Source organism: Pseudomonas sp. OG7, assembly GCF_014192825.1.
GTDB classification, from domain to species: Bacteria; Pseudomonadota; Gammaproteobacteria; order Pseudomonadales; family Pseudomonadaceae; genus Aquipseudomonas; species Aquipseudomonas monteilii.
Genome location: NZ_JACHYK010000001.1, coordinates 222,135 through 237,403, shown reverse-complemented (window position 1 = coordinate 237,403; position 15,269 = coordinate 222,135). Strand labels below are relative to the sequence as shown.

Annotated in this window: 16 protein-coding genes; 8 read left to right on the top strand and 8 right to left on the bottom strand. The window is 62.6% G+C overall.

Translation table 11 applies throughout. The features are described from left to right. Positions 1–35 precede the first annotated feature (35 nt). On the bottom strand, positions 36–1,340 hold the full coding sequence (gene dadA, locus FHW75_RS01165) for a D-amino acid dehydrogenase (protein WP_183673045.1): 1,305 nt from the start codon (positions 1,338–1,340) through the stop codon (positions 36–38). Between the two features lie 156 nt (positions 1,341–1,496). On the opposite strand from dadA, the gene dadR reads away from it, so the two are divergent. Continuing rightward, positions 1,497–1,985 carry a transcriptional regulator DadR gene (gene dadR / locus FHW75_RS01160; protein ID WP_003258963.1) on the top strand — a complete coding sequence of 163 codons (489 nt, stop codon included), beginning with the start codon at positions 1,497–1,499 and terminating at the stop codon, positions 1,983–1,985. A gap of 2 nt (positions 1,986–1,987) precedes the next feature. Here dadR and FHW75_RS01155 read toward each other — a convergent pair whose 3' ends face one another. Continuing rightward, positions 1,988–2,341: a YkgJ family cysteine cluster protein gene (locus FHW75_RS01155; RefSeq protein WP_003253518.1), complete on the bottom strand. Its 354-nt coding sequence runs from the start codon at positions 2,339–2,341 to the stop codon at positions 1,988–1,990. Positions 2,342–2,482: 141 nt separating this feature from the next. Here FHW75_RS01155 and FHW75_RS01150 point away from each other — a divergent pair, with 141 nt between their 5' ends. Then, positions 2,483–3,469 (top strand): RHS repeat-associated core domain-containing protein, encoded by a 987-nt coding sequence (locus tag FHW75_RS01150; RefSeq protein ID WP_081717293.1) that lies wholly within the window; start codon positions 2,483–2,485, stop codon positions 3,467–3,469. Positions 3,470–3,543: 74 nt separating this feature from the next. Further along, positions 3,544–4,836, top strand: a complete 1,293-nt coding sequence (locus FHW75_RS01145; RefSeq protein ID WP_025754245.1) for an FAD-binding oxidoreductase — start codon at positions 3,544–3,546, stop codon at positions 4,834–4,836. 4 nt (positions 4,837–4,840) lie between these two features. Here the strand turns inward: FHW75_RS01145 and FHW75_RS01140 are convergent, their stop codons facing one another. Then, positions 4,841–5,071: a DUF1127 domain-containing protein gene (locus FHW75_RS01140; protein ID WP_016712685.1), complete on the bottom strand. Its 231-nt coding sequence runs from the start codon at positions 5,069–5,071 to the stop codon at positions 4,841–4,843. 178 nt (positions 5,072–5,249) lie between these two features. Here FHW75_RS01140 and FHW75_RS01135 point away from each other — a divergent pair, with 178 nt between their 5' ends. Together FHW75_RS01135 and FHW75_RS01130 are read left to right on the top strand one after the other, a co-directional pair. Beyond that, a complete protein-coding gene (locus FHW75_RS01135) occupies positions 5,250–6,680 on the top strand; it encodes a PLP-dependent aminotransferase family protein (RefSeq protein ID WP_161751322.1) in 1,431 nt (476 codons plus the stop codon). Positions 6,681–6,741: 61 nt separating this feature from the next. After that, positions 6,742–8,295: a phospholipase D family protein gene (locus FHW75_RS01130; protein WP_025754243.1), complete on the top strand. Its 1,554-nt coding sequence runs from the start codon at positions 6,742–6,744 to the stop codon at positions 8,293–8,295. Positions 8,296–8,333: 38 nt separating this feature from the next. Here FHW75_RS01130 and FHW75_RS01125 read toward each other — a convergent pair whose 3' ends face one another. Next, positions 8,334–9,473: an MFS transporter gene (locus FHW75_RS01125; RefSeq protein ID WP_016712688.1), complete on the bottom strand. Its 1,140-nt coding sequence runs from the start codon at positions 9,471–9,473 to the stop codon at positions 8,334–8,336. A 100-nt stretch (positions 9,474–9,573) separates the two neighbouring features. Further along, positions 9,574–11,067, bottom strand: coding sequence for an aldehyde dehydrogenase (locus tag FHW75_RS01120; RefSeq protein ID WP_016712689.1), 1,494 nt, complete (start codon positions 11,065–11,067; stop codon positions 9,574–9,576). Between the two features lie 196 nt (positions 11,068–11,263). On the opposite strand from FHW75_RS01120, the gene FHW75_RS01115 reads away from it, so the two are divergent. Together FHW75_RS01115 and FHW75_RS01110 are read left to right on the top strand one after the other, a co-directional pair. Further along, a complete protein-coding gene (locus tag FHW75_RS01115; RefSeq protein ID WP_012274818.1) occupies positions 11,264–11,623 on the top strand; it encodes a cupin domain-containing protein in 360 nt (119 codons plus the stop codon). Positions 11,624–11,706: 83 nt separating this feature from the next. Then, positions 11,707–11,910 (top strand): hypothetical protein, encoded by a 204-nt coding sequence (locus FHW75_RS01110; protein ID WP_019096653.1) that lies wholly within the window; start codon positions 11,707–11,709, stop codon positions 11,908–11,910. 66 nt (positions 11,911–11,976) lie between these two features. Here the strand turns inward: FHW75_RS01110 and rpmG are convergent, their stop codons facing one another. Both rpmG and rpmB read right to left on the bottom strand, forming a co-directional pair. Beyond that, the gene (gene rpmG / locus FHW75_RS01105) at positions 11,977–12,132 is read right to left on the bottom strand and encodes a 50S ribosomal protein L33 (RefSeq protein WP_003253507.1); all 156 of its coding nucleotides are present in this window, start codon (positions 12,130–12,132) and stop codon (positions 11,977–11,979) included. An 11-nt stretch (positions 12,133–12,143) separates the two neighbouring features. After that, positions 12,144–12,380 (bottom strand): 50S ribosomal protein L28, encoded by a 237-nt coding sequence (rpmB, locus tag FHW75_RS01100; RefSeq protein WP_003253504.1) that lies wholly within the window; start codon positions 12,378–12,380, stop codon positions 12,144–12,146. Between the two features lie 361 nt (positions 12,381–12,741). Here rpmB and FHW75_RS01095 point away from each other — a divergent pair, with 361 nt between their 5' ends. Next, a complete protein-coding gene (locus FHW75_RS01095; protein WP_019096652.1) occupies positions 12,742–14,349 on the top strand; it encodes an ABC transporter substrate-binding protein in 1,608 nt (535 codons plus the stop codon). Between the two features lie 164 nt (positions 14,350–14,513). Here the strand turns inward: FHW75_RS01095 and radC are convergent, their stop codons facing one another. Continuing rightward, positions 14,514–15,194 carry a RadC family protein gene (gene radC / locus FHW75_RS01090; RefSeq protein WP_025754242.1) on the bottom strand — a complete coding sequence of 227 codons (681 nt, stop codon included), beginning with the start codon at positions 15,192–15,194 and terminating at the stop codon, positions 14,514–14,516. Between the last annotated feature and the right edge of the window lie 75 nt (positions 15,195–15,269).

Sequence of the window (15,269 nt, the reverse complement as noted above, 5' to 3'; positions counted from 1 at the left end):
AGCGGGCGAGCCCGCGAAAGGGCCGGTACAGGCAATTACTGCTGGTGAGCCGGCGCAGTCTGCCCGTGCTTGGCCACTTCCGGGCTGTTGCCATAACGGGAAATGTCCAGGCCTTCGGCACTGATCTGCGGCTTCTTGCGCGCAATCAGGTCGGCCAGCAGACGACCGGAGCCGCACGCCATGGTCCAGCCCAAAGTACCGTGACCGGTGTTCAGGAACAGGTTGCGGAACGCGGTCGCACCCACAATCGGCGTACCGTCCGGGGTCGCCGGGCGCAGGCCGGTCCAGAAGCTGGCCTGGCTCAGATCACCGCCGCGAGGATAAAGGTCGTTGACGATCATCTCCAGCGTTTCGCGCCGACGCGGGTTCAGCGACAGGTCAAAACCGGCGATTTCAGCCATGCCACCAACGCGGATGCGGTTGTCGAAACGGGTGATCGCAACCTTGTAGGTTTCATCAAGAATGGTCGACGTCGGGGCCATGTCGCCGTTGGTGATCGGCACGGTCAGCGAGTAGCCTTTAAGCGGATAAACCGGGGCCTTGATGCCCAGCGGCTTGAGCATCTGCGGCGAATAGCTGCCCAGCGCCAGCACGTAGCGGTCGGCAGTTTCCAGCTTGCCGTCGATCCACACGCCATTGATGCGGTCGCTAGCGAAGTCCAGGCGCTGGATGTCCTGGCCGAAGCGGAACTCCACGCCCAGCTTCAGCGCCATGTCGGCAAGCTTGGTGGTGAACAGCTGGCAGTCGCCAGTTTGGTCGTTAGGCAAGCGCAGGGCGCCGGCCAGGATGTCTTTCACACCCGCCAGGGCAGGTTCCACGCGGGCAATGCCGTCGCGGTCGAGCAATTCGTAAGGCACGCCGGACTGTTCGAGCACGGCAATGTCCTTGGCCGCAGCATCTACCTGAGCCTGGGTACGGAACAGCTGGGTAGTGCCCAGGCTGCGGTTTTCGTAATTGATGCCGGTTTCAGCGCGCAGCTCGTCGAGGCAGTCACGGCTGTACTCGGACAGACGCACCATGCGCTCTTTGTTCACCGCGTAACGGCTGGCGGTGCAGTTGCGCAGCATCTGTGCCATCCACAGGTACTGGTCGACGTCGCCGGTGAGCTTGATGGCCAGGGGGGCGTGGCGCTCCAGCAGCCACTTGATGGCCTTCAGCGGCACGCCAGGTGCGGCCCAGGGCGAGGCATAGCCGGGCGAGATCTGACCGGCGTTGGCAAAACTGGTTTCCATGGCCACCGCCGGCTGGCGGTCGACCACCGTCACTTCGAAACCTTGCCGGGCCAGGTAGTAGGCACTGGCGGTTCCGATTACGCCGCTACCAAGTACCAGAACTCGCATCGTTATATCCCTCACACGCGGCACGCCGCAGACTTTTATTGAAATGGCATGAATGGACGCAGTATAGGAATTTGAGACCAGTGCAATTCACTATATAAAAGCCTATTATTGGCGAGAATTCTCGGCAAAATCGCCTTTCACGGAGGGGCATCCCCTATGAGAACCCAGCACCAGAGCAAGCGTGAACTGGACAAGATCGACCGTAACATCCTGCGCATCCTGCAGAATGACGGGCGTATTTCCTTCACCGAACTGGGCGAGAAAGTTGGGCTGTCCACCACCCCTTGCACCGAGCGGGTTCGCCGCCTGGAGCGCGAGGGCATCATCATGGGCTACAACGCCCGCCTGAACCCGCAGCACCTCAAGGGCAGCCTGCTGGTGTTCGTGGAAATCAGCCTGGACTACAAGTCGGGCGACACCTTCGAGGAGTTCCGCCGCGCGGTGTTGAAGCTGCCCCATGTGTTGGAGTGCCACCTGGTGTCGGGCGACTTCGACTACCTGGTGAAAGCGCGTATTTCGGAGATGGCGTCGTACCGCAAGCTGCTTGGCGACATCCTGCTGAAGCTGCCGCACGTGCGTGAGTCGAAGAGCTACATCGTGATGGAGGAGGTAAAGGAGAGCCTCTGCCTGCCAATTCCGGACTGAAGTCAGACCAACACCTGGCGGGTGGTGGCAATGAACTGATGGACCAGCTGCTCGGCGGCAGGGTCGATCATCGGTTCAGGGCCACGACCACGCGGGCAGGCCATGCGCGGCGTGGTGCCGAACAGGCGGCAGATCATGGGCCGCTCTTCATACACCGTGCAGCCGTTGGGGCCGAGGTGCACACAGTCCAGGCGCTCCAGAGCGGCGTCCTGTTCGGCCTGGGACTTGCGCGGGAGGCGGGCCATTTCTTCTGCCGAGGTGGTGACCGGGCCGCAGCAGTCGTGGCAGCCGGGTTCGCACTCGAATGAGGGGATGAGTTCGCGCAGGAAGTGGATTTTGTGGCGGTTGCAGGACATGGCGAAGATGGCTGTTTTATCCGGATAACGCTTGTGCTCGGTAAAGGTAGCGGACCTAGTAGTTCTGACAGTTGTGGGTAAGCCTACTTGCTACACACACTGACGAGACAGCGACCCAGTCCAGCTAATCGAGCCTAGCGAATGAAGAACCATATTCTACTCTTCTACAGCCGAAAGAAGCTTGTTGTGCTGAAAGGCACCCAGGATACGCTTCGCATCGTTCAGGCACTGGACCTCCCTCTCGCCGAAAGGAAAACCGCGGGTGTTGCCTTGGTCGCTCTAGATCAAAGACGAACGCCCGTAATGATCGGATCGAGTAAAACTCACCACTCTTTTGCATTTACTCCTTTTGGCCATATGCCCACTGCAATCTCAGTGAGCATTGGATTCGTCGGGGAGCGGTTGGATCTTGCCAGTGGTTGCTACCTACTCGGGGCGGGTCATCGCAGCTACAGTCCTGAATTGATGCGCTTCCATAGCCCCGACTCACAAAGCCCGTTCCTCAGAGGCGGGATCAATACTCATGCTTACTGCTCGAACGATCCGGTCAACTACTCGGACCCGTCGGGGCGAGTCAGGTTGCGTGACCTCCGGAAAGCTCCGCAAAGCCTTATTCATTCAATCTTCCGAGACAACCGTAACCAGCCTCCGGCACAGCCTACGCTGCCTCACTATTCACCAGCCGCCCCCGGTGCAGTAGTCACAGGTAAAAGCCCGGCCCCACCAACGTACTTTGGTTGGGGCGAGCCACCGCCGCCGTACGATCCAAATGCGCCGCTGAAATCCAACGGCAATCAGACAAGGCCGTATCACGTAACCCCAATGAATGGGGAGCAAGTTCTGGAAATGCACAATGGCAATATAAGGGTGGTCAACTCACTTATTGAGCTTACCCGGGCAAACGCTCAAGCCGGGAACAGAGCACTCCCGGCGGCTGTGTCTTTAAAGGCAACCAACACTCTGTTACGGATGAGTAAAAACAAGCTGCCCACACAAACCGACAACGGGATTCTTGCTGCGGTAGCTACAGCTCACCAGCTTTACGACATCCGTGGCGCCGGTACCATGGATGCGCCCGACCCAGCGCAATCCCTACCGTTGACGGTTGGGATAACAAGACAGACCTGAATAGCCGCTTGGTTGCCCCCTCTTGGTCCCGAGCTTATCCTCCATGCTTTGTCGATAACCTCGGGACCTGCACAATGATTCACAGCGCGCAGCACGCCGCCTCCTACTACGCCGCCAGCAGCGCGCCACACCCTGACTACGCCTTCCTGCAAGGCGCACACAGCGCCGATGTGTGCATCGTCGGCGGGGGCTACTCGGGCCTGAACACTGCCATCGAACTGGCCGAACGCGGCTTCTCGGTCATCCTGCTGGAAGCACGCAAACTGGGCTGGGGCGCCAGTGGGCGCAATGGCGGGCAGTTGATCCGTGGCGTTGGTCATGGCCTTGAACAGTTCCTGCCGGTAATTGGCGAGGACGGCGTGCGCAGCATGAAGCTGATGGGCCTGGAGGCCGTGCAGATCGTGCGCGAGCGGGTGGAAAAGCATGCCATCGCCTGTGACCTGACCTGGGGTTACTGCGACCTGGCCAACAAACCCGCCGAATTGCTGGGCTTTGCCGAGGACGCCGAAGAACTGCGCAGCCTGGGCTACGCGCATGAACTGCGTCTGGTCGGCAAAGATGATATCCACAGTGTGGTCGGCGCCGACTGCTATGTGGGTGGGTTGGTCGACATGGGCTCGGGGCACCTGCACCCGCTCAACCTGGCCCTGGGCGAAGCCGCCGTGGCAGCCCGCCTAGGCGTGAAGCTGTTCGAGCAGTCCGAGGTCACCCGTATCGACTATGGTCCCGAGGTTCAGGTGCATACTGCCCAAGGCCGGGTGCGCGCCAAGACCCTGGTACTGTGCTGCAACGCCTATCACAACAACCTCAACCGCGAACTGGGCGGCAAGGTGCTGCCAGCCGGCAGCTACATCATCGCCACCGAGCCGCTGGGTGAGGAACGCGCGCGCAGGTTGCTGCCGCAAAACATGGCGGTGTGCGACCAGCGTGTGGCGCTGGACTACTATCGCCTGTCTGCCGACAACCGCCTACTGTTCGGTGGGGCCTGCCATTACTCGGGCCGCGACCCGAAGGACATTGCCGCCTACATGCAGCCGAAGATGCTCAAGGTGTTCCCTGAGTTGGCCGACGTGCGCATCGATTACCAGTGGGGTGGCATGATCGGCATCGGCGCCAACCGCCTGCCCCAGGTAGGCCGCCTGGCCAGCCAGCCGAACGTGTATTACGCCCAAGCCTATTCAGGCCATGGGCTCAACGCCACCCACCTGGCCGCGCGCCTGCTGGGCGAAGCCATCAGCGGCCAGCAGAGCGGGCGTTTCGACCTGTTCGCCAAGGTGCCACACATCACCTTCCCTGGCGGCAAGCACCTGCGCTCGCCGCTGCTGGCATTGGGGATGCTGTGGCACCGGCTTAAAGAACTGGTCTAAGGCCTCAATCTTTCCAGAAGGGCTTACGCCCTTCTGTCCGGGCCTGCTCCCAGCTCAGCCCGACATCGCGCAGCTCGTCATCCGTCAACTGCAGCAGCGCCCTGCGGGTGTGCCAGCGATGCAGCATCAGCCCCCAACGCCCCAAACCCTCCGGCGCGTTGAATACCTTGGCCTGCTGCCCGACTTCCAGCTCCCTGGCCAACAGTTGCAAGCGCACATCGCTCATGCCACCCATCGCTGCGTACTCCCGTTCGATTGATACCGTGGAGAAAGCATGCGCGTCGGCAGCACCGGCAATACAGATCCAATACAGCCTTATTATTCCCATACAGAATTGGCTGAAGATCGACTGAATGCTGTATTTTCAACCCAACTGTACCGGTCGTTATGCCAATGCAGCGCAGGAGTATGCCGTGACCCTCTACCTGAACCTCGCCGAACTGCTCGGCGCCCGCATCGAACAGGGCCTGTACCGCCCCGGCCAGCGCCTGCCGTCGGTGCGCGCCCTGAGCGTGGAGCATGGCGTCAGCCTGAGCACCGTGCAGCAGGCCTACCGCACGCTCGAAGACAGCGGCATGGTCTCGCCACGGCCCAAGTCCGGCTACTTCGTCAGTGACCACCGCCTGCTGCCAGCCCTGCCCGCCGTCAGCCGCCCGGCCCAACGCCCGGTGGACATCTCGCAGTGGGAACAGGTGCTGGAACTGGTGCGCAGCACCCCACGCAAGGATGTGGTCCAGCTCGGCCGCGGCATGCCCGACATCGACAGCCCCACCCTCAAGCCGCTGCTGCGCAGCCTGGCGCAGTTGAGCCGGCGGCAGGACATGCCAGGCCTGTACTACGACAACATCCACGGCAACCTGGCCCTGCGTGAACAGGTTGCCCGGCTGGTGCTCGATTCCGGTTGCCGCCTGGGCCCGGCTGACCTGGTGATCACCACCGGCTGCCACGAGGCGCTGTCGTGCAGCATCCGCGCCGTGTGCGAGCCGGGCGACATCGTTGCCGTCGACTCCCCCAGCTTCCACGGCGCCATGCAAACCCTGAAGGGCCTGGGTATGAAGGCGCTGGAAATCCCCACCGACCCGGTCACCGGCATCAGCCTGGAGGCGCTGGAGCTGGCCCTGGAGCAGTGGCCGATCAAGCTCATCCAGATCACCCCCAGCTGCAACAACCCGCTTGGCTACATCATGCCCGAGGCACGCAAGAAGGCCTTGCTGAGCCTGGCCCAGCGCTACGACGTGGCAATTCTGGAGGATGATGTCTACGGCGACCTGGCCTACACCTACCCGCGCCCGCGCACCCTCAAGTCGTTCGACGACGATGGCCGCGTGCTGCTGTGCAGTTCGTTCTCCAAAACCCTTGCCCCTGGCCTGCGAGTAGGTTGGGTGGCCCCTGGGCGCTATCTGGAACGCGTGCTGCACATGAAATACATCAGCACCGGCAGCACCGCCTGCCAGCCCCAACTGGCCATCGCCGACTTCATCGCCGCCGGGCACTATCAACCCCACGTCCGGCGTATGCGTAGCCAGTACCAACGCGGCCGCGACCTGATGAGCGACTGGGTGACCCGCTACTTCCCGGCAGGCACCCGGGTGAGCCGGCCCCAAGGCGGCTTCATGCTCTGGGTAGAATTGCCCGAACATTTCGATACGCTACGCCTGAACCGGGCTTTACTGGAGCAGGGCGTGCAGGTTGCCGTCGGCAGTATCTTCTCGGCCTCGGGCAAGTTCCGCCACTGCCTGCGCATGAACTTCGCAGCGCGGCCAACGCCGCAGATCGAAGCCGCCGTGCGCAAGGTTGGTGAAACCGCCCTTCGTCTACTGGATGAAGAAAGCGCCGACGCGTAACTTTGCGCCGCCCGCCACGGTCCAACCCCCTAAAGCCCTTGCTGCACAGGACGATCCACCCTTGAGACTCCAGCGAGCCTTGCCTCTGCTGCTGGTACTGTCGCTCGGCCTTACCGGCTGCGCCAGTGTCAGTGTGCCCCGCGAAACCAGCCAGGCGTTACCCGCCAACGACTCGGCCTTCGGCCGCTCGGTGCTGCGCCAGGCCGCGCCCTACGGGGGGCGCTCGGGCTTTCGCCTGCTGCCCAACAGCAACGAGGCATTCCGCGCCCGTGCCGAACTGATCCGCAACGCCCAGGCAAGCATCGACCTGCAGTATTACATCGTCCACGACGGCCTCAGCACCCGCGCACTGGTGCATGAACTGCTACGCGCCGCCGACCGTGGCGTGCGTGTGCGCATCCTGCTGGACGACACCACCAGCGATGGCCTGGACACCATCATGGGCACCCTGGATGCCCACCCGAACATCCAGATTCGCGTGTTCAACCCGCTGCACCTGGGCCGTAGCACAGGCGTGACGCGCGCCGTGGGCCGGCTGTTCAACCTGTCGCGCCAGCACCGGCGCATGCACAACAAACTGTTCCTGGTGGACAACAGCATGGCCATCGTGGGTGGCCGCAACCTGGGTGACGAGTATTTCGATGCCGAACCCAACCTCAACTTCACCGACATAGACCTGCTGGGTGTAGGCCCGGTGGCTGAACAGCTTGGCCACAGTTTCGACCAATACTGGAACAGCGCCCTGAGCCGGCCGATTACCGACTTCCTCTGGCGTGCTCCGGATGCCAATGACCTGCACGCCAGCCGCCATCGCCTGGAGGTGTCCCTGGCCGAAGCCAGAACCCGGCGCAAGGCCCTGTACGACCGCCTGATGGCCTACCAGTCGCAGCCGCGCCTGGATGTATGGCGCAACGAGCTGATCTGGGCTCATGCCCAGGCGTTGTGGGATGCACCGAACAAGGTGCTGGCCGATGACGAACCCGACCCACAGCTGTTGCTGAGCCAGCAACTGGCACCGGACCTGGCCAACGTGCGCAGCGAGCTGATGCTGACATCGGCGTACTTCGTGCCGGGTGAACCGGGGTTGCTGTACCTGACCGGCCGCGCCGACGCCGGTGTTTCGGTGAAGCTGCTGACCAACTCGCTGGAAGCCACCGATGTACCGGCGGTGCACGGAGGCTACGCGCCCTATCGCCGGGCCTTGCTCGAGCACGGGGTGCAGCTGTACGAGCTGCGCCGCCAGCCCGGCGACCCCAGCGCGGGGCACCTGAGTTTCCGTGGCAGTTCGGATTCGAGCCTGCACACCAAGGCGATCGTGTTCGACCGGCGCAAGACCTTCATCGGCTCATTCAACTTCGACCCGCGTTCAGTGCTGTGGAACACCGAGGTAGGCGTGCTGGTGGACAGCCCGGAGCTGGCCGAATACACCCGCGAACTGGCCCAGCAAGGCATGGCGCCTGCGTTGAGTTACCAGGTGAAACTGGTGGGTAACAAATTGGTATGGGCGACCGAGGACAATGGTCAGCGGCACATGCTGACATCAGAGCCAGGTGGGATGTGGCGGCGGTTCAATGCCTGGATCAGCAAGGCCGTTGGCTTGGAGAAGATGTTGTAGCGGCAATTTCTGGGGCTGCTTTGCAGCCCCAAATCCCATCAGGCAGACACTGCCTCGAAAGCCCCACGCCGCTGGGTCAACACCACCAGCCCGGCAGCCCCGGCCGCCATCAGGAACAGCAATGCATGTCCGCTGATCCACTGGCTGCCGGCCCCCGCCAGCAACGGCCCGAGCAGGCAGCCAATACCCCAGAGCTGCGCCACATGGGCATTGGCCCTTACCAGCTCATCATCGCGGTAGCGCTCACCGATCAGCACCAGCGACAGGGTGAACAAGCCACCAGCACTGGCCCCGAACAGCACCCACAATGGCCACACAACCGGGGTATGCAGCAGCAGGGGAATCGCCAGGCTGGACACCAGCAGCGTTACCGCACACCCCGTGAACAATGCACGTCGCGACATATGGTCGGCCAGCGCGCCGATAGGCAGCTGCAGCACTGCATCACCCACCACCACGGTACTGACCATGAACAGGGCGATTTCAGTGGTAAAGCCTTGCTGCAGGCAATACACCGGCAGCAAGGTAAGGATCATCGCCTCGAACGAGGCGAACAGGGCGATGGCCCAGGCAATCACAGGCAAGCGCCGGCAGAAGGCGAACAAGTCGCGGAAGGTAACGCTGCAGGCCTCTGTGCTCGGCGCTCCGCCACGCCCCAACAGCACCAGCGGTGCCGCCAGCAGCAGGCCGGTCGCGGCCCAGAAGCCGAAGTCGTCATCCGAGCCGAGAAAACCCAACACCAACGGCCCGGCCAGCTGGCTCAGGGCATAGCTGCTGCCGTACAAAGCCACCAGCCGGCCACGCCACTGCTCGACTACCAGCTGGTTGATCCAGCTTTCGCCGAGGATGAACACCACAGTGAGGGACATACCGATCATCAGCCGCAGCAACAGCCACAGCGGGTAGCTGGGCAGCAGCGCGACCAACCCGATCGACAGCGCCCCGCCCCACAGGCACAAGCGCATGGCCGACGGCACGCCGACCCAGCCGGCCAGTCGGCTGGCGATACTGGCGCCAGCCAGAACACCCAGCGCTGGCATCGCAGCCATTACGCCGATGGCGAAGCTGCCGTAGCCCCAAGCCTCCAGGCGCAGGGATACCAGCGGCATGCTTACGCCAAGGGCCAGCCCGACACTGAGTACGGATGCCAGCACGGCGAAATAGGTACCCCAACGCATTGCAGCCTCCCAGGCAGAGTTCTTGAACAGCAAAAACGACAAAGCCGGGGCAGCGTGAGCCGACCCGGCTATTGTTGGGGCTGCTCTGCAGCCCCGGCGATTACAGCTTGATCCAGGTCGCCTTCAGCTCGGTGTATTTCTCCAGCGCATGCAGCGACTTGTCACGGCCGTTGCCCGACTGCTTGAAGCCACCGAACGGTGCGGTCATGTCGCCGCCGTCGTACTGGTTGACCCACACGCTACCTGCGCGCACGGCACGGGCAGTCTTGTGGGCCTTGGAAATGTCCGACGTCCAGATGCCCGCCGCCAAGCCATACGGCGTGTCGTTGGCAATGGCGATGGCTTCTTCGGCGGTGTCGAAGGCAATCACCGACAGCACTGGGCCGAAGATTTCTTCCTGGGCAATGCGCATGGCGTTGGTCACGCCGTCGAAGATGGTCGGCTCCACGTAGGTGCCACCCGTCTCCTCCAGGGTACGCTTGCCGCCAGCCAGCAGCTTGGCGCCGTCCTGGTGGCCGGCCTCGATGTACGACAGTACGGTGTTCATCTGCTGGGTGTCGACCAGGGCACCGACCGTGGTCGCCGGGTCCAGCGGGTTGCCTGGCTTCCAGCCTTTCAGGGCCTCGACCACCATTGGCAGGAACTTGTCCTTGATCGAACGCTCGACCAGCAGGCGCGAACCTGCGGTGCACACTTCGCCCTGGTTGAAAGCGATAGCGCTGGCAGCCGCTTCGGCAGCTGCTTGCAGGTCTGGCGCGTCGGCGAAGACGATATTCGGGCTCTTGCCGCCGGCTTCCAGCCAGATGCGCTTCATGTTCGACTCGCCCGCGTACACCATCAGCTGCTTGGCGATCTTGGTCGAACCGGTGAACACCAGGGTATCGACATCCATGTGCAGGGCCAGGGCCTTGCCCACGGTGTGGCCGTAGCCTGGCAGCACGTTCAGCACACCCGCCGGGATACCGGCTTCGATCGCCAGCTGGGCGATACGGATGGCGGTCAGCGGCGACTTTTCGGACGGCTTGAGCACCACCGAGTTACCGGTGGCCAGCGCCGGGCCGAGCTTCCAGCAGGCCATCAGCAGCGGGAAGTTCCACGGTACGATGGCACCGACCACACCCACCGGCTCACGGGTCACCAGGCCAAGCTGGTCGTGCGGGGTCGGGGCGACTTCGTCGTAGACCTTGTCGATGGCTTCGGCAGTCCAGTGAATGGCTTGCGCAGCCCCCGGGATGTCGATGCTGGAGGAGTCGCCGATCGGCTTGCCCATGTCCAGGGTTTCCAGCAGCGCCAGCTCTTCAACGTTCTTGCGCAGCAGGTCGGCGAAGCGGATCAGCTTGGCCTTGCGCTTGGCCGGGGCCAGCTGCGACCACACGCCCGAATTGAAGGTAGCGCGGGCGTTTTCCACTGCGCGGTTGGCATCGGCCAGGTCGCAACTGGCAACCTTGGCCAGGAAGCGTCCGTCGACCGGGCTCAGGCACTCGAAGGTTTCACCGGATGCGGCATCGGTGTATTCGCCGTTGATGAAGGCGCGGCCTTCGATCTTCAGTTGCTGGGCACGTTGTTCCCAGTCCGCACGGGTCAGGGTGGTCATACGAAACTCCTCCTCTTGTTTAGGTGCAACGCCGCACTGAGGACTCACAGGCGTTGTCAGAATTCTGGCCGGGCGACACGCGCACACGGGCAACCGATACCCTAAACCAGCCGGTGTAAACTATCAATATATTTGACACGCAGGGCTCAAAAGCCTACTGATGTTCATTTTATTAAACAACAACAGGAGCCGCACCATGAGAATAGACAGCATCATCGACTTCGCGCAGGTCATCACCGAGGCCGAACGCTACCGCCCGGCGGCGGAAAAAATCCTCAAGGGCGAGCCTGACCAGGCTGTCTACAACCATTATTCCAGCCCGTGCGGCCAGTTTGCCGCAGGCGTGTGGGAAGGTGAGGTGGGCCAGTGGACGGTGAACTACACCGAACACGAATACTGCGAAATCGTCCAGGGCGTTTCGGTACTGCGCGACCAGGACGGCGGGGCGAAAACCCTGCGTGCCGGCGATCGGTTCGTGATTCCGGCCGGCTTCAAAGGCACCTGGGAGGTGCTGGAACCGTGCCGCAAGATCTATGTGATGTTCGAACAGAAGTAACTATGTAGTGCAGGCAGCCTGCTGGCGTGCGTGAGGATGGCCCTGCCCATGTCGGGCCATCCAACTTCAACAGGAAGATCACCATGACCAACGAAGACGTTCTGAAAACCCTCGCCCACTTGGTCGGCACCCCCTACTCGCCGGCAATCAAGGACACCATCTGCACCCTCACCGGCCGCACCCGGGTAGTCGGCCCCGACGAGATGTGCACCCGCGAGTACGACATCGAGCGCATCCAGATCAAGGCCGGCACCGACCTGTTGATCCAGGGCTTCAACTTCAACTGACCGTAATGCAGGCATAAAAAAACCCGCGTCCTTTCGGATGCGGGTTTTTTTCAGGTCGCCGATCAATTACTTGATCTTGGCTTCCTTGTACACCACGTGCTTGCGAACAACCGGATCATATTTCTTGATCTCGATTTTGTCCGGGGTGGTGCGCTTGTTCTTGTCGGTGGTGTAGAAGTGGCCGGTACCGGCACTCGAAACCAGACGGATCAATTCACGCATGATGCTCTCCCTTAAACCTTGGCGCCAGCTTTACGGATGTCAACCAGAACGGCGTCGATGCCGCGCTTGTCGATGATACGCATGCCTTTGGCGGAAACGCGCAGACGCACGAAACGCTTCTCGGATTCAACCCAGAAACGGTGGTGCTGCAGGTTCGGCAGGAAACGACGACGGGTTTTGTTGTTTGCGTGGGAAATGTTGTTCCCGGTTACTGGACCCTTACCAGTAACTTGACAGACTCTCGACATGACTCAGCCCTCTAAAACCTCATGCCCAACCCGGCATGGGTTGGCCGCTTAATCTCTCAGTCTTTGGCGCCTGGGCGCCGTGATTCTGGAGGTCTTATCGACCGGATCCGCTTATGCGACAGGCCGAGCCCCTAGAAAAGAGCGCTGCTTTATACCAGAAAGACTTGGCTGCAACAACAGTAGATGCACATTGCCGCAAGCTAGAACACGCCGGGCCAGCATAGCGGCAGGCCCCGCCAGCCGTCGACCGCTCGTCGCCAGATTTGTAAAAAAGGGTGTGGTCATTTGCCGGCGGGCGCACTAGGGTAAGCCTTTTCCAGACTGCACAGGCAGATGGGCCACTGACTGCCAAGGAGCCACCATGCGTGTAGCCGCCCTTTCCTTATTGTTCAACTCTCTGTTCGCCGCCGGCGCTCTGTTCGCTACCGCCGTTGCCCAGGCCGCCCCGCTGAGCGTTTGCAGCGAGGCCAGCCCCGAAGGCTTCGACGTGGTGCAGTACAACTCGCTGACCACCACCAACGCCACGGCTGACGTGCTGATGAACCGTCTGGTGGAGTTCGACGCGGCGCAAGGCAAGGTGGTGCCGAGCCTGGCGGCCAGCTGGACGGTATCGGCCGACGGCCTGGTGTATGACTTCACCCTGCGCGATGACGTGAAGTTCCACAGCACTGCCTACTTCAAGCCAAGTCGCGAACTGAATGCCGACGACGTGCTGTTCAGCTTCCAGCGCATGCTCTACCCGGCCCATGCCTGGCACAAGACTGCACCGGGCGGCTACCCGCATGCCCAATCGCTGCAGCTGGGTAGCCTGATCAAGGCGATCGAGGCACCGACACCGAATACCGTGCGCTTCACCCTCAGCCACCCGGACGCCACCTTCCTGGCCACCCTGAGCATGGGCTTCGCCTCGATCTATTCCGCCGAATATGCCGACAAACTGCTGAAGGCCGGCACGCCGGAGAAGCTCAACAGCCAGCCAATCGGCACCGGGCCTTTCGTGTTCCAGCGTTTCCAGAAGGACGCCGTGGTGCGCTACCGCGCCAACCCGGACTACTTCGCCGGCAAGCCGGCGGTCGACCCGTTGATCTTCGCCATCACCACCGACGCCAACGTGCGCCTGCAGAAGCTCAAGCGCGGCGAATGCCAGGTCGCCCTGTCACCCAAGCCACTGGACATTGCCGAAGCGGGCAAGGACGGCACCCTCAAGGTGGCCAGCACCCCAGCGTTCATGACCGCCTTCGTCGCCATCAACAGCCAGCACCCGCCGCTGGACAAACCGGAAGTGCGCCAGGCCATCAACCTGGCTTTCGACAAGCAGGCCTATCTCAAGGCCGTGTTCGAAGATTCCGCGGTGGCCGCCAACGGACCCTACCCGCCCAATACCTGGAGCTACGCCAAGGACCTGCCCGGCTACCCGCTGGACCTGAAGAAAGCCAAGGCGTTGCTGACCAAGGCTGGCTTGGGTGAAGGCTTCAGCACCACGATCTGGACCCGCCCGTCCGGCAGCCTGCTCAACCCCAACCCCAGCCTCGGCGCGCAGATGCTGCAGGCTGACCTGGCCAAGATCGGCATCAAGGCTGAAATCCGCGTGATCGAGTGGGGCGAGCTGATCCGCCGCGCCAAGGCCGGCGAGCATGACCTGCTGTTCATGGGTTGGGCAGGCGACAACGGCGACCCGGACAACTTCCTCAGCCCGCAGTTTTCCTGTGCGGCGGTCGAGTCGGGGACCAACTTCGCGCGCTTCTGCGACAACCGCCTGGACCAGTTGATCAGCGCCGGGCGTACCACCAACGACCAGAGCGTGCGCAGCCGGCTGTACCAGCAGGCGCAGACGCTGATCCAGCAGCAGGCGTTGTGGGTGCCACTGGCGCACCCGACGGCGGCTACCCTGCTGCGCCAAGGGGTTGAGGGGTACCAGGTGAACCCGTTCGGGCGGCTGGATTTCAGCAAGGTGTCGGTGACACGGTAGGTATTGGGGTGCCCGCCTTGAGGGGTGTGGGGGGGGGGGGGGGGGGGGGGGGGGGGGGCGGGGGGCGCCCCCCCCCCCCCCCCCCCCCCCCCGGCCCCCCCCCCCCCCCCCCCCCCACACCCCTCATGACGGAAACCTGACAGCCCTGCCCCCATTGACCTGCCTCAGGCCACAATCCACCCATGCTCAACCATCGACAACGGCTCCCCATCGCCAATGATGATGTGATCCAGCACCCGCACATCGATCAATGCCAACCCGCGCTTCAGCAACAAGGTCAGATGCACATCGTCCTGGCTCGGTTCACTGTTGCCTGAGGGGTGGTTGTGGCAAAGGATCAACGCCGCCGCGTTATGCAGCAAAGCCCGCCGCACTACCTCCCGCGGGTAAACACTCGCCCGGTCTATCGTGCCCCTGAACAGGATCTCGAACGCCAACGGCCGGTGCTTGGTGTCCAGAAACAGGCACCCGAACACTTCACTGGCCTCATGCCGCAGCATGGCCTTGAGATAACGCCGCACCGCCGCTGGCCCATCCAGAGCCTCTGCGCGCTTGATGTTCTCACCCAGATAACGCCGGCCGATCTCCAGCAGCGCCTGTAACTGTGCATACTTCACGGCCCCGATGCCCGGCTCGCGCAGCAGCGCGTCGCGCTCGGCCTCCAGAAACTGCCTCAGCCCGCCAAAACGCATCAGCAGCCCCCGCGCAAGGTCCAGTACATTGCGCCCGGCCACCCCTGAGCCCAGCAGCACGGCAAGCAATTCGGCATCCGTGAGTACCGCCGCACCACGCTGCAACAGCTTCTCCCTCGGCCGCTCTTCAGCCGGCCACTCCCTGATATTCATCCCCGCCCCCTGCCCTTGCTGCGGCCCATTTCGACCCTGTGTTAATCTATTTCGCCTCGTACATGCGACGTTCTG